At 60.4% G+C, this 14080-nt stretch carries 15 protein-coding genes; 10 read left to right on the top strand and 5 right to left on the bottom strand.

Annotated features, from left to right (window positions below; genetic code table 11):
- Positions 1 to 28 precede the first annotated feature (28 nt).
- A complete protein-coding gene (locus tag ICA16_RS13340) occupies positions 29 to 1555 on the top strand; it encodes a SulP family inorganic anion transporter (RefSeq protein WP_150605095.1) in 1527 nt (508 codons plus the stop codon).
- A gap of 87 nt (positions 1556 to 1642) precedes the next feature.
- Here the strand turns inward: ICA16_RS13340 and ICA16_RS13335 are convergent, their stop codons facing one another.
- Positions 1643 to 2293: a hypothetical protein gene (locus tag ICA16_RS13335; RefSeq protein ID WP_150605094.1), complete on the bottom strand. Its 651-nt coding sequence runs from the start codon at positions 2291 to 2293 to the stop codon at positions 1643 to 1645.
- A gap of 369 nt (positions 2294 to 2662) precedes the next feature.
- Here ICA16_RS13335 and coxB point away from each other — a divergent pair, with 369 nt between their 5' ends.
- The 4 genes from coxB (at position 2663) to ICA16_RS13315 (ending at position 7178) form a co-directional block, all read left to right on the top strand.
- Positions 2663 to 3790 carry a cytochrome c oxidase subunit II gene (coxB, locus tag ICA16_RS13330; RefSeq protein WP_210700772.1) on the top strand — a complete coding sequence of 376 codons (1128 nt, stop codon included), beginning with the start codon at positions 2663 to 2665 and terminating at the stop codon, positions 3788 to 3790.
- Positions 3791 to 3872: 82 nt separating this feature from the next.
- The gene (gene ctaD, locus ICA16_RS13325; RefSeq protein ID WP_150605092.1) at positions 3873 to 5459 is read left to right on the top strand and encodes a cytochrome c oxidase subunit I; all 1587 of its coding nucleotides are present in this window, start codon (positions 3873 to 3875) and stop codon (positions 5457 to 5459) included.
- Between the two features lie 255 nt (positions 5460 to 5714).
- The gene (locus tag ICA16_RS13320) at positions 5715 to 6266 is read left to right on the top strand and encodes a cytochrome c oxidase assembly protein (protein ID WP_150605091.1); all 552 of its coding nucleotides are present in this window, start codon (positions 5715 to 5717) and stop codon (positions 6264 to 6266) included.
- Positions 6267 to 6290: 24 nt separating this feature from the next.
- On the top strand, positions 6291 to 7178 hold the full coding sequence (locus ICA16_RS13315) for a cytochrome c oxidase subunit 3 (protein WP_042556972.1): 888 nt from the start codon (positions 6291 to 6293) through the stop codon (positions 7176 to 7178).
- A 7-nt stretch (positions 7179 to 7185) separates the two neighbouring features.
- Here ICA16_RS13315 and ICA16_RS13310 read toward each other — a convergent pair whose 3' ends face one another.
- Positions 7186 to 7389 carry a twin transmembrane helix small protein gene (locus ICA16_RS13310; RefSeq protein WP_150617013.1) on the bottom strand — a complete coding sequence of 68 codons (204 nt, stop codon included), beginning with the start codon at positions 7387 to 7389 and terminating at the stop codon, positions 7186 to 7188.
- A gap of 70 nt (positions 7390 to 7459) precedes the next feature.
- Here ICA16_RS13310 and ICA16_RS13305 point away from each other — a divergent pair, with 70 nt between their 5' ends.
- Genes ICA16_RS13305 through ICA16_RS13285 form a run of 5 tightly spaced genes read left to right on the top strand, consistent with a single transcriptional unit; the run spans position 7460 to position 11368 of the window.
- Positions 7460 to 8200, top strand: a complete 741-nt coding sequence (locus ICA16_RS13305) for an SURF1 family protein (protein WP_210700771.1) — start codon at positions 7460 to 7462, stop codon at positions 8198 to 8200.
- Positions 8166 to 8759 (top strand): hypothetical protein, encoded by a 594-nt coding sequence (locus ICA16_RS13300; RefSeq protein WP_210553229.1) that lies wholly within the window; start codon positions 8166 to 8168, stop codon positions 8757 to 8759. The genes ICA16_RS13305 and ICA16_RS13300 overlap by 35 nt, the downstream gene beginning before the upstream one ends.
- A gap of 10 nt (positions 8760 to 8769) precedes the next feature.
- Positions 8770 to 9849 (top strand): COX15/CtaA family protein, encoded by a 1080-nt coding sequence (locus ICA16_RS13295; RefSeq protein WP_210700770.1) that lies wholly within the window; start codon positions 8770 to 8772, stop codon positions 9847 to 9849.
- Positions 9837 to 10736, top strand: coding sequence for a heme o synthase (cyoE, locus tag ICA16_RS13290; protein ID WP_150605085.1), 900 nt, complete (start codon positions 9837 to 9839; stop codon positions 10734 to 10736). Before ICA16_RS13295 ends, cyoE begins: the two co-directional genes overlap by 13 nt.
- Entirely contained in the window at positions 10733 to 11368 is a 636-nt protein-coding gene (locus tag ICA16_RS13285; RefSeq protein ID WP_210700769.1) for an SCO family protein, read from the top strand. Before cyoE ends, ICA16_RS13285 begins: the two co-directional genes overlap by 4 nt.
- A 173-nt stretch (positions 11369 to 11541) precedes the next feature.
- Here the strand turns inward: ICA16_RS13285 and ICA16_RS13280 are convergent, their stop codons facing one another.
- The 3 genes from ICA16_RS13280 to ICA16_RS13270 all read right to left on the bottom strand — a co-directional run bounded on the left by ICA16_RS13280 (position 11542) and on the right by ICA16_RS13270 (position 14071).
- Positions 11542 to 12312, bottom strand: a complete 771-nt coding sequence (locus ICA16_RS13280; RefSeq protein ID WP_042556965.1) for a MetQ/NlpA family ABC transporter substrate-binding protein — start codon at positions 12310 to 12312, stop codon at positions 11542 to 11544.
- Positions 12313 to 12389: 77 nt separating this feature from the next.
- A complete protein-coding gene (locus tag ICA16_RS13275; protein ID WP_042556964.1) occupies positions 12390 to 13064 on the bottom strand; it encodes a methionine ABC transporter permease in 675 nt (224 codons plus the stop codon).
- A complete protein-coding gene (locus ICA16_RS13270) occupies positions 13064 to 14071 on the bottom strand; it encodes a methionine ABC transporter ATP-binding protein (protein WP_210553232.1) in 1008 nt (335 codons plus the stop codon). Before ICA16_RS13270 ends, ICA16_RS13275 begins: the two co-directional genes overlap by 1 nt.
- Between the last annotated feature and the right edge of the window lie 9 nt (positions 14072 to 14080).

Below are 14080 nucleotides of genomic sequence, written 5' to 3'. Positions count from 1 at the left end.
GCCTGAAGAAAACTTCGGGAGAATCACCATGCGTGCTGCTCAATTGAAAGCTGTGTTGCCACGGGAGCTGCTCGCATCCGTGGTTGTGTTTTTGGTCGCCCTGCCGTTGTGCATGGGCATTGCAATCGCTTCAGGGTTGCCGCCAGCAAAAGGTCTGATCACCGGCATCATCGGTGGTCTGGTGGTGGGTTGGCTGGCGGGTTCGCCGCTACAGGTCAGCGGGCCGGCGGCGGGTCTGGCGGTTTTGGTGTTCGAACTGGTGCGCCAGCACGGTATCGAGATGCTTGGGCCGATTTTGCTGCTCGCCGGTTTCCTGCAACTGGTGGCCGGGCGACTGAAGCTCGGCTGCTGGTTTCGGGTCACGGCGCCAGCGGTGGTCTACGGCATGCTGGCCGGGATTGGCGTATTGATCGTGCTGTCACAGGTGCATGTGATGCTCGATGCTTCGCCGAAACCTTCCGGGCTGGATAACCTCACGGCGTTCCCCGCGGCGGTGGCGCAGGCCTTGCCGTCGTTTGGCTGGCAGGCTGGATTGCTCGGGCTGTCGACGATTGCAGTGATGTGGCTGTGGGAGAAATTCCGCCCGCACTCGCTGCGATTCGTCCCCGGCGCATTGCTCGGTGTTGGCCTGGCCACTGGCGCCAGTCTGCTGCTGGCATTGCAGGTCAAACGGGTGGAGGTGCCGGCGAATCTGGCGGAAGCCATCGACTGGTTGAAACCGGCGGACCTGCTCAGTCTGGCCGACCCGACGCTGCTGATCGCCGCGTTCGCCGTGGCGTTTATCGCCAGCGCGGAAACCCTGTTGTCGGCCGCCGCGGTAGATCGCATGCACAATGGCGTGCGTTCGGACTTCGACCGTGAACTGTCGGCGCAAGGTGTCGGCAACATGCTCTGCGGTCTGCTCGGCGCACTGCCGATGACCGGGGTGATCGTGCGCAGTTCGGCCAACGTCCAGGCCGGTGCGACCACGCGTTACTCGACGATCTTCCATGGTCTGTGGCTGCTGGCGTTCGTGCTGTTGCTGTCGAGTGTGCTGCAAAGCATTCCGGTGGCGAGTCTGGCGGGTGTGTTGGTGTATACCGGTTTCAAACTGGTGGATCTCAAAGCGTTTCGTGGGCTGGGGCGTTATGGCCGGATGCCGATGTTCACTTACGCTGCGACGGCGCTGGCGATCATCTTCACTGACCTGCTGACCGGTGTGCTGATCGGCTTTGGTCTGACGCTGGTGAAACTGGCCTTCAAGGCATCACGACTGAAGATCAGCTTGATCGACCTGCCGCCGGAAGGGGAAATGGAGTTACGTCTGATCGGCGCGGCGACCTTCCTCAAAGTACCGGCGCTGACCCAGGTGCTGGGTACGATTCCAGCAGGCTCGACGGTGCATGTGCCGCTCAATAACCTGAGCTACATCGACCATTCGTGTCTGGAGTTGCTGGAAGAATGGGGCCGGGCGAATGCGGCCAAGGGCTCGAAGCTGGTGATCGAGTCGCGTGGGTTGAAGCGCAGGCTTGAAGGCAGGGTTCGCACAAACACCGGGATTGGCTCAGCCGCTTAGGATCAAAAGATCGCAGCCTTCGGCAGCTCCTACAGGGTGAAATACCCTCTCATGTAGGAGCTGCCGGAGGCTGCGATCTTTTAAGGTTCAGGCAGCGGGCTGATCCAGCTCCAGGCCCACACCCAGGCGGCGACCCATGCACGGCCAGCGTTTCCACGCCGCACCCGTCTCCGGGCTGCTGAGTTTTTCGCGGTAGATCTCTACCGATTCCAGCGCAAAGCTTTCGTCGTTGAGCATCTCGTCGATGGCGTGATGCACCGCTTCGTCCAGTTGGTTGGCAAATTCCTCACCGATCAACTGGTGAGCAATCAAGTTGGCGACCGTCATGTCCAAGGGGATCAGTGGCTGGCCGAAATGCTTGATGTACAGGTCGTTGACCTCTTCGACAAAACGGTGCGCCAGGTAGGCTTCGTCCAGCAGGCTGTCCAGACCAACGTGCCCGGCCATGATGGCTGGCGGCTGGAGGAAGTACTGCTCGGCGATTTTCAGCACCGGTTTGATCTGCGATTCGATGCCCGCTTCCCTGGCGACTTCATTGGCTGCATCCAGCAAGTCCGGTACTTCATCAATGTAGGCGGCGACAAAACGCGTCAGCACACCATTGGCGTCGGCTTCCGGCAATTGGATCGCCGGGTGTAAATGAGGCAGCTTGCTTTCCAGCTGACGGGTCAGCAGGCCGGTTTCTTTCTCGTGCTGTTGGGCTTTTTGGATCTGCTCGCGCAATGCGGCGGTGTTCATGAAAACTCCAGGGAACAAGGCAATGAAATAGGGAAGACATAAGTTAGCTGGCTTACGAAAAATGCTAAGACGCATTTGTCATAATTATTTCATCCTTGATGCATCTGCGTTATATCGATTTGCCACCACTCGTCTGCATCCTTCTCCATTCCTGCCCTTGAACGCAAGTCTTCGCTGTTTCAGATCATTTACGTCCTCACATTGCAATTTCCAGTCGCTGTCTATACTCGCCAGTGAATGGAGTTAGCTGATGACGCCCGACTGCACCCGCAGCAAGGCTCGGCGATTCAAGTTCGTAGTCTGATGCAGCCGCTCCCTTGCCGCAGGCGAAAGCCGGCGGGATAACAAGAACGATAAGGGGAACCCGCAATGATGCGACATCCACACGTCTGGATGGGCCTCCTGTTGTGGTCGATTTTCAGCCCGGCCAACGCGGCCTGGACTGTAAATATGGCGCCTGGAGCGACTGAAATCAGTCACGCAGTATTCGACCTGCACATGACCATTTTCTGGATCTGTGTGGTGATCGGGGTCATCGTCTTCGGCGCCATGTTCTGGTCGATGATGGTGCACCGCCGTTCTACCGGGCAGGTCGCCGCAAAATTCCACGAAAGCACCGGCGTCGAAATCATGTGGACCATCGTGCCGCTGCTGATTCTGGTAGCGATGGCCGTGCCGGCGACCGCCACCCTGATCAAGATGTACGACAGCAGTGAGCCGGATATCGATATCCAGGTCACCGGGTATCAGTGGAAGTGGCATTACAAATACCTGGGCCAGGACGTCGAGTTCTTCAGCAACCTGGCCACCCCCGCCGAACAGATCCACAACAAGGAAGCCAAGGGCGAGCATTACCTGCTTGAGGTCGACAAGCCATTGGTGCTGCCGACCGGCGCCAAGGTGCGCTTCCTCGTGACCTCCGCTGACGTGATCCACTCCTGGTGGGTGCCGGCCTTTGCGGTCAAACGCGATGCGATTCCGGGATTCGTCAACGAAGCCTGGACCCGTGTCGACAAGCCCGGCCTCTACCGTGGCCAGTGCGCCGAACTGTGCGGCAAGGATCACGGCTTCATGCCGATCGTGGTCGAGGTCAAGGATAAGGCCGACTACGAAACCTGGCTCGCCGAGCGCAAAGCCGAGACTGCGCAGCTCAAAGAACTGACCAGCAAGGAATGGACCCTCGACGAACTCAAGGAGCGCGGCGACAAGGTCTATCACACCGCTTGCGTCGCCTGTCACCAGGCTGAAGGCCAAGGCCTGCCGCCGATGTTCCCGGCGCTCAAGGGCTCGAAAATCGCCACTGGCCCGATCAAGGATCACCTGAGCATCGTCTTCCACGGCAAACCCGGCACCGCCATGGCGGCGTTCGGCAAGCAGTTGTCGGAAGTCGATATCGCCGCCGTCGTGACCTACGAACGTAACGCGTGGGGCAACAACAAGGGCGACATGGTGACGCCAAAAGAAGTGCTGGAGCTGAAACAGGCGGAAAGCAAATGAGCCGGTCTATTGCGTACTTCGTGAATCGGTCAGGGCTCCGCGCCCCGGCCTGCCCCGTCCACTCGCTTGAAGGAGACCGGCCATGAGCGCTGTCATCGATGACCACGGTCACGCCGACCACGCCCACGGCCCGGCCAAAGGCCTGATGCGCTGGGTGCTGACCACCAACCACAAGGACATCGGCACGCTGTACCTGTGGTTTGCGTTCTGCATGTTCCTGCTCGGCGGCTCGTTCGCCATGGTGATCCGCGCCGAGTTGTTCCAGCCGGGTTTGCAGATCGTCGAACCGGCGTTCTTCAACCAGATGACCACCATGCACGGTTTGGTGATGGTGTTCGGTGCGGTGATGCCGGCGTTCGTCGGCCTCGCCAACTGGATGATCCCGTTGATGATCGGCGCGCCGGACATGGCCCTGCCGCGCATGAACAATTTCAGCTTCTGGCTGCTGCCGGCGGCGTTCCTGCTGCTGGTCTCGACCCTGTTCAGCCCCGGTGGCGGGCCTAATTTCGGCTGGACGTTTTACGCACCGCTCTCGACGACTTACGCACCTGAGAGCGTGACGTTCTTCATCTTCGCCATTCACCTGATGGGCATCAGCTCGATCATGGGCGCGATCAACGTGGTCGCGACCATCCTCAACCTGCGCGCCCCCGGCATGACGTTGATGAAAATGCCGCTGTTCGTCTGGACCTGGCTGATCACCGCGTTCCTGCTGATCGCGGTGATGCCGGTGCTGGCCGGGTGCGTGACGATGATGCTGATGGACATCCACTTCGGCACCAGTTTCTTCAGTGCTGCCGGTGGCGGTGACCCGGTGTTGTTCCAGCATGTGTTCTGGTTCTTCGGCCATCCCGAGGTGTACATCATGATCCTGCCGGCCTTCGGCGCCGTCAGCCAGATCATCCCGGCCTTCGCCCGCAAACCGCTGTTCGGCTACACCTCGATGGTCTACGCCACGGCGAGCATCGCGTTCCTGTCGTTTATCGTCTGGGCGCACCACATGTTCGTGGTCGGCATTCCGTTGGTGGGCGAGCTGTTCTTCATGTACGCAACGATGCTGATCGCGGTGCCGACCGGGGTGAAAGTCTTCAACTGGGCCAGCACCATGTGGCAAGGCTCGATGACCTTCGAGACGCCGATGCTGTTTGCCGTGGCGTTCGTGATCCTGTTCTCCATTGGCGGATTCTCCGGGCTGATGCTGGCCATTGCCCCGGCGGACTTCCAGTATCAGGACACCTATTTCGTGGTCGCGCACTTCCACTATGTGCTGGTGCCGGGGGCGATCTTCGGGATCTTCGCCTCGGCGTACTACTGGCTGCCGAAATGGACCGGGCACATGTACGACGAAACCCTCGGCAAGCTGCATTTCTGGCTGTCGTTCGTCGGCATGAACCTGACCTTCTTCCCGATGCACTTCGTGGGGCTGGCGGGCATGCCGCGACGGATTCCGGACTACAACCTGCAATTCGCCGATTTCAACATGGTCTCCTCGATCGGTGCATTCATGTTCGGCGCCACGCAGATCTTCTTCCTCTTCATCGTGATCAAGACCATCCGTGGCGGCGTTCCGGCACCGGCCAAACCGTGGGATGGCGCCGAAGGTCTGGAGTGGAGCGTGCCGTCGCCGGCGCCGTATCACACCTTCAGCACACCGCCGGAAGTGAAATGAAACGCCAACCCGCTGTGAAGACCAGTGAGAAACCTGTGCAAGCACACAGATCCCCTGTGGATGTACACAGATCTCCTGTGGCGAGGGGATTTATCCCCGATGGGCTGCGAAGCAGCCCCAAAACCTGCGACCACGATGGATCAGGCATACCGCATGCGCCGGGTTTACGACTGCTGCGCAGCCGATCGGGGATAAATCCCCTCGCCACAAAAGCATCACCGATGCCCATAAAGTTGGGTGGTGAGGGCATGAACCATGGCTGACTCGATCTCGCTGAAAAAACTCGTCACCCGCCTGCTCGGTGTGGTGGTCGCGATGTTCATTTTCGGGTTTGCCCTGGTGCCGATCTATGACGTGATGTGCAAAGCCTTCGGCATCAACGGCAAGACCGGCGGCCAGTACGAGGGGGAGCAGGTGGTTGATACCTCGCGCCAAGTGCGCGTGCAGTTTCTGTCGACCAACACCGCCGACATGCCGTGGGAGTTCTATCCCAAGCATGACGAACTCACGGCCAACCCCGGCGCGGTCAATGAGATGATCTTCATCGCCCGCAACCCCACCGACAAACCGATGAGTGCGCAAGCCGTACCCAGCATCGCGCCGAGTAATGCCGCGGCGTATTTCCACAAGACCGAATGCTTTTGCTTTACCCAGCAGGTGCTGCAGCCCGGGCAACAGATCGAGATGCCGGTGCGGTTCATTGTTGACCGCGACATGCCCAAGGAAGTGAAGCACCTGACGCTGTCCTACACGCTGTTCGATATCACCGCCCGACATCCACCGGTGGCTGTAAACACTGGCGGTTAGCGTGCCCGATAAGGAGAACAATAAATGGCAACTCATGAGCACTATTACGTTCCGGCCCAGAGCAAGTGGCCGATCATCGCCACGATCGGGATGTTGGTCACCGTGTACGGTCTGGCCGTCTGGTTCAACGATCTGAAGGCAGCGCGTCCGGAATCCCACGGCCCGCTGATCTTTTTCGTAGGTGGCCTGCTGGTGGCATACATGCTGTTCGGCTGGTTCGGCACCGTGATCAAGGAAAGCCGCGCGGGGCTATACAGCGCGCAGCTGGACCGCTCGTTCCGCTGGGGCATGAGCTGGTTCATCTTTTCCGAGGTGATGTTCTTCGTCGCTTTCTTCGGTGCGCTGTTCTACGTGCGGCACATTTCCGGCCCGGCACTCGGGGGTGAAGGGCCCAAAGGGGTCGCGCACATGCTTTGGCCAAATTTTCAGTTCACCTGGCCGCTGCTGAACACGCCGGATCCGAAACTGTTCCCGCCGGCCAAGGATGTCATCAGCCCGTGGGGTCTGCCGCTGATCAACACGATTCTGCTGGTCAGCTCCAGCGTGACCATCACCATCGCCCACCATGCGCTGAAGAAAGGCCATCGCGGCGCGCTGAAAATCTGGCTGGCGATCACTGTGCTGCTGGGCTGTGCGTTCCTTGGCTTCCAGGCCGAAGAATACATTCACGCTTATAAGGAGCTGGGCCTGACCCTGGGTTCGGGCATCTACGGCGCGACGTTCTTCATGCTCACCGGTTTCCACGGCGCCCACGTGACCATCGGCACGATCATTCTGTTTGTGATGCTGATGCGGATCATGAAGGGCCACTTCGACAACGAGCATCAGTTCGGCTTTGAAGCGGCGAGCTGGTATTGGCACTTCGTCGACGTGGTGTGGATCGGCTTGTTCATCTTCGTTTACGTGCTCTGAGGCAGCGCTAAAAAGGCGCGTGCGACACCAATTGGCCGCTGTAGAAACCCCAGGTGATCAAGCCGACGGTTGCAGCGGCCAATGCCACCCGAACACTCAAGGCGATGACCAGACGATTCGAGCTGCTGTCGTCCTTGACCAGGAAAAACAGGCCGCTGAACAGGCTGATCACCGTGGCAATCAGCATCAGGACGATAGCTGTTTTGAGCATGGGAAGACTCCGGGGGACAGGCGATGCAGTTGAGTATAGCGATCGCGACGACTGACTTTGTGGCGCAAGCATGAAGCGCTTTCGCCCGGGTGTGATTCCGACCGTGGTGGTGGCGTTGTTGCTGCCGCTGCTGGTGTCGCTGGGCTTCTGGCAACTGGGCCGTGGCGCGGAGAAAACCGCCCTGCTCGCCACGTACACCGAACGCCGCGCCGCCGCGCCGATGGCCAGCAGCGAATTACTGACCAGCGCCGACCCGGCCTATCGCCGCGTGCATCTGCAGGGCCAGTTCGATGCCTCGCACAGCTTGCTGCTCGACAACCGCCAGCGTGACGGCAAAGTCGGCGTCGAGTTGCTGCAACCGTTTCAGGATCAGCGCAGCGGGCTGTGGCTGCTGGTCAATCGCGGCTGGCTGCCGTGGCCGGATCGGCGCGTACCGCCGCAATTCAGCACGCCAACCGCATCGCTGAATATCGACGCCTGGGTCTACGTCGCCCCCGGCGCGACTTTCCAGTTGCACGCCGACCCGACCAGCCAGATCTGGCCGCAAACCATCACCGCCGTCGAGCCGGCCATGCTGTGGAAAACCCTCGGGCGCGACGGCTACGCCTATGAATTGCGTGCCGAACCCGGCCCGGCCAGTTATCAGGCCGACTGGCCGGTGGTCGCGATGGGCCCGGAAAAACACCTCGGTTACGCCGTGCAGTGGTTCGCCATGAGCATTGCCCTGCTCGGGCTCTACCTCTATCTCGGCTGGCACAACGCTAAGGAGAAACACCATGGGAACAGCCATGAATCCACCCAGCATGTCTGAAGCCAAAGCGCCGGTCAGTCGCCGGCGCGGTCGCATTCAATTGCTGTTGATCGTGCTCGGCGTGGTCGGCCCGATGCTGCTCGCCACCGGCATGTACAAATTGCAGTTCTGGGTGCCGGAAGGTCGCAGCTATCACGGTGAACTGCTCGGCAACGGCCAGACCCGCGCCGACCTCGGCGTGCAAGCCGATGAACAGCGCTGGCAGATGCTGGTGACCGCGCCCAAGGACTGCTCGGTGGATTGCCAGCAGTTGGTGTATCTGGCGCGGCAGATCCAGATAGGCCTCGGTCGTGAGGCCGGGCGTGCCACCCATGCCCTCGCCGCCGCGCAGCCGCTGAACAGTGATTACGACGCCAAACTGACCCGCGAATACCCGCAGCTGCAACGCTATCCGCTGGATGCCGCTGTGTTCACCAAGACGACTGGCGACAAGGCCACGCCGCAGCTGTGGATCATCGATCCACACGGCAACCTCGTGCTGCGCTACGGCCCGAACGTAAAGGGCAAGGATCTGCTCAACGACCTGCGCCACCTGCTGAAACTGTCGAACATCGGATAAGGGCATCGTCATGGCCAAACCTGGATTTCGCCTCGCGCTGTTTGCCACCCTGCTGGCACTGATTGTGGTGCTGCTCGGCGCCTACACACGCCTGACCCACGCCGGCCTCGGTTGCCCGGACTGGCCGGGGTGCTACGGATTTATCAGCGTGCCGAAAAGCGAAGCCCAACTGGCCCATGCCGAACTGCATTACCCCGAGGCGCCGGTCGAAGCACACAAGGGTTGGAACGAGATGATCCATCGCTACTTCGCCGGTGCCCTCGGCCTGCTCATCTCAGTGCTGGCCGGCCGTGCCTGGGTCAACCGGCGTCATCCGGGCCTGCCATTGAAACTGCCACTGTTCTTGCTGGCGGTGGTCATCGCACAAGCGGCGTTTGGCATGTGGACAGTGACGCTCAAGCTCTGGCCGCAAGTGGTCACCGGGCATTTGCTCGGTGGTTTCGCGACGTTGAGTCTGTTGTTTTTGCTGACCCTGAGATTGTCCGGCGTGCTGCCGGCGCTGACCGTGCCCAAGCGTTTGCAGTACTGGGCGACGGCGGGACTGTTGCTGGTGATCGGTCAGATCGCGCTAGGTGGCTGGGTCAGCTCCAACTACGCGGCGGTGGCCTGCATCGACTTCCCGACGTGCCACGGCGAATGGCTGCCGGCCGCTGATTTCGCCAATGGCTTTCATCTGACTCAACACATCGGCCCGAATTACCTGGGCGGACAACTCGACAGCGACGCACGCACGGCGATTCATCTGACCCATCGCATCGGCGCGCTGCTGGTAACGCTGGTGCTGCTCGGTCTGGCCTGGCAACTGAAAGTGGTTGGCATGACCCGACTGGCCGCACTGGTGCTGATCGCGCTCGCCGCACAAATCACCCTCGGCATTAGCAACGTGGTGTTCCATCTGCCGCTGCCAATCGCCGTCGCCCACAACGCGGGCGGCGCAGCACTGTTGTTGTCGATGGTGCTGGTCAATTATCACGCACGCACCAGTCTGGTTCGGGTCAAGCGGCCGCTGATTGCGCGGTGGCGCTTGAGCCCGCGTAAACACTCGGCGGCGCCCATCACAATAAAAGGAGAAACGCCGTGGCGATTCTGATTGGCGAACGTCCCGCGCAGGCGTTGTGGCGCGATTATCTGGAGCTGACCAAACCGAAAGTGGTGGTGCTGATGCTCATCACCTCGCTGGTCGGCATGTTTCTCGCGACCCGCGCCGGGGTGCCGTGGACGGTGCTGGTGTTCGGCAACCTGGGGATTGCGCTGTGTGCCGGCGGCGCGGCGGCGGTCAATCATGTGGTGGATCGGCGCATCGACGCGCTGATGGCGCGCACCCACAAACGGCCGTTGGCCGAGGGCCGGGTCTCACCTGCCGCCGCGCTGACGTTTGCGCTGGTATTGGCGCTGCTGGGGCAGGCGTTGTTGCTGACCTTCACCAATCCGCTGACGGCGTGGCTGACGCTCGCTTCGTTGCTTGGTTACGCGGTGGTTTACACCGGTTTCCTCAAACGCGCGACGCCGCAGAACATCGTCATCGGTGGTCTGGCTGGCGCCGCGCCGCCGCTGCTCGGCTGGACTGCCGCCACCGGCCACGTCAGCGCCGAACCGTTGCTGCTGGTGCTGATCATCTTCGCCTGGACGCCGCCACACTTCTGGGCGCTGGCGATTCATCGCAAAGAGGAATACGCCAAGGCCGATATCCCGATGCTGCCGGTCACCCACGGCGAGCACTACACCAAAGTGCACATTCTGCTGTACACCTTTGCGCTGCTGGCCGTGAGCCTACTGCCTTATGTGATCCACATGAGCGGCGTGCTCTACCTGATTTGCGCCCTCGCTCTGGGCGCGAGGTTTCTGCAATGGGCCGTGGTGCTGTACCGTGGCACTCGGCCGCACGCGGCGATCAACACCTTCAAGTACTCTATTTATTACTTGTTCCTGCTGTTCATCGCCCTGCTCGTAGACCACTACTTACTGTTGAACCTATGACTCGAACCCAGAAAACCGTTTTCATCCTCGTCGCCGTGGTCGCGTTGATCCTCGGCCTTACGGTCAACAAAGTGCTGAGCGGCAAGGGCCAGGGCGATCCGACCGCGCTGATCGACGCCGGCATCATTCTGCTGCCGCAGAGCCGCAATCTGCCGGACGTGACGATGACCGATCAGGACGGCAAACCGGTCGCGATCAATGAACTCAAAGGCAAGTGGAGCCTGCTGTTTTTCGGCTACACCTTCTGCCCGGACATCTGCCCGACCACCCTTGCGCAACTGCGCCAGATCAAAAGCGAACTGCCTAAGGACGCTGTGGACAAGTTGCAGATCGTGCTGGTCAGCGTCGACCCCAACCGCGATCACCCGAAGCAGTTGAAGCAGTATCTGGGCTACTTTGATCCGCAATTCATCGGCCTCACGCCGACCTCGATTGAAGAGCTGCAGAAGGTCGCGAACGCGGTGAGTATTCCGTTTATTCCGGCGGATACCAGCAAACCGAATTACACCGTCGACCATAGCGGCAATCTCGCGGTGATTGGCCCGGACGGCACGCAGCGCGGGTTTATTCGGGCGCCGCTGAACAACGCCAAACTGGTGGCGCAGTTGCCGGTGATGCTTAACCGCAAGTAAGCCCACCACCGCCCTTGTAGGAGTGAGCCTGCTCGCGATGGGGCCAGCCCTGCCAACATTGATGTTGAATGTCAGTGCGCAATCGCGAGCAGGCTCACTCCTACAGGGGACTGAATTTCAGACAAAAAAAGGGGCGCATCGAATGCGCCCCTTTTTCATTGCAGCAATCTGAATCAGAACGCCGGCAACACCGCACCCTTGTACTTCTCGGTAATGAATTGCTTCACTTCCGGGCTGTGCAGGGCTGCGGCCAGTTTCTTCATCGCGTCGCTGTCCTTGTTGTCCGCACGGGACACGAGGATGTTCACGTATGGCGAATCGTTGCCTTCGATCACCAGCGCATCCTTGGACGGATCAAGCTTGGCTTCCAGCGCGTAGTTGGTGTTGATCAGCGCCAGATCAACCTGAGTCAGCACGCGCGGGATGGTCGCGGCTTCCAGTTCGCGGAATTTCAGGTCTTTCGGGTTTTGCGCGATGTCTTTGATGGTCGACAGGATGTTGGTCGGGTCCTTCAAGGTGATCACGCCAGCCTTGGCCAGCAGCAACAGCGCACGGCCGCCGTTGGTGGCGTCGTTCGGGATCACCACGTTGGCGCCGCCTGGCAATTCTTCGATCTTCTTGATCTTGCTCGAGTACGCGCCCAGTGGTTCCAGGTGTACGCCGGTCACGGCGACCAGGCTGGTGCCCTTGGCCTTGTTGAACTCATCGAGGTACGGCTGGTGCTGGAAGAAGTTGGCGTCCAGACGCTTTTCGGCAACCTGTACGTTCGGCTGAATGTAATCGGTGAAGACCTTGACCTTCAGATCCACGCCTTCTTTGGCCAGTGCAGGCTTCACGAATTCGAGGATTTCCGCGTGGGGCACCGGGCTGGCGGCAACGGTCAGGGTTTCGGCGTGGGCCGAGAATGCCGCAACGGCAGCGAAAGCAGCGATCAGTTTTTTCATTCAGCTAACTCCTTATGAGGCGCCCGTCTGGCGCCTGCCAGCGAATGGCCGGCTCATCTCTTGATTACAAAAACCGGTTATTTGCGCGAGAAATGCACGACCAGTCGGTCGCCTACCATTTGCAGCACTTGCACCAGGATCAGCAGCAACACCACGGTGACGATCATCACGTCGGTCTGGAAACGCTGGTAGCCGAAACGGATCGCCAGGTCGCCTAGGCCACCGGCACCCACCACACCGGCCATCGCCGTGTAGGAAACCAGTGTAATCGCTGTCACGGTAATCGCTGCGAAGATGCCCGGACGGGCCTCTGGCAGCAACGCGTTGACGATGATCTGCCGGGTTGTCGCGCCCATCGACTGGGTCGCTTCGATGATGCCGCGATCGACTTCACGCAGCGCAGTTTCCACCAGACGCGCGAAGAACGGCGTTGCACCCACCACCAGCGGCGGAATCGCTCCGGCCACGCCCAGCGAGGTGCCGGTGATCAGCACGGTGAACGGGATCATCACGATCAGCAGAATGATGAACGGCAGCGAGCGCAGGATGTTCACCGCCAGCGACATGAATGCGTAGACACCGCGGTTTTCCAGCAACTGACGCGGGCTGCACAAGAACAGCAGCACACCCAGCGGCAGGCCGAGCAGCACGGTGAACAGCAGCGAACCGCCGAGCATCAGCATCGTGTCGCCGGTGGCCAGCCAGATTTCGTACCAGTCGATATTGGCGAAAAAGCTCATAAAGGCTTCCATTAACGCAGGACCTCCATGTGAACGTCAGCGGCGGTGAAGCGGGCGAACGCCGCTTCCATGTCGCCACCGGTGACGGCGAGGGTCAATTGCCCGTACGGAACGTCTTTGATGCGATCGATACGACCGGCGAGGATGCTGTAGTCGACACCGGTCTCGCGGGCGACAGTACCGAGCAACGGCGCGTAGGTCGCTTCGCCCTGGAAGGTCAGACGCACGATACGGCCCGGCACGTGAGCGAAGTCATCGCGCTGCTCGCTTTCGTCGATCTGCTCGCTTTCCTGCACAAAACGCTTGGTGGTCGGGTGCTGCGGATGCAGGAATACATCGGCCACCGAACCTTGCTCGACGATCACGCCAGCGTCCATCACACCAACCTGATCGCATACGCGGCGGATGACGTCCATCTCGTGGGTGATCAGCACGATGGTCAGTTTCAGCTCGCGATTGATCTCGGCCAACAGTTGCAAGACCGATGCCGTGGTCTGCGGGTCGAGAGCGCTGGTGGCTTCGTCGCACAGCAGAATCTTGGGCTTGGTCGCCAGAGCGCGGGCGATGCCGACACGCTGCTTCTGACCGCCGGACAGCTGCGCCGGGTATTTCTTCGCGTGGTCGGACAGGCCAACCCGCGCCAGCAATTCAGCCACACGCTGGTCTATTTCGCTGCTCGACAACTCGCCCGCCAAGGTCAGCGGCAACGCAACGTTGTCGGCGACAGTCTTGGACGCGAGCAGGTTGAAGTGCTGGAAGATCATCCCGACTTGCTGGCGGAAACGGCGCAGGCCGTTGGCGTCCAGCGCGGTGACTTCTTCGCCGTCGACGAAAATCTTGCCGCCACTGGATTCTTCCAGGCGATTGATCAGACGCAGCAGGGTACTTTTTCCCGCACCGGAATGGCCGATCAGACCGAAGACCTGACCGTTCTCAATCGAGAGACTGGTCGGGTGCAGGGCGGGGATGTCCTTACCGGCGACGCGGTAAGTCTTGTGGACGTTTTGAAACTCGATCACGTAGCGAAC

The sequence above is a fragment of the Pseudomonas anatoliensis genome, assembly GCF_017976235.1.
GTDB classification, from domain to species: Bacteria; Pseudomonadota; Gammaproteobacteria; order Pseudomonadales; family Pseudomonadaceae; genus Aquipseudomonas; species Aquipseudomonas anatoliensis.
Note: the sequence above shows the minus strand (reverse complement) of the source record. Positions and strands in the feature narration are given on the sequence as shown.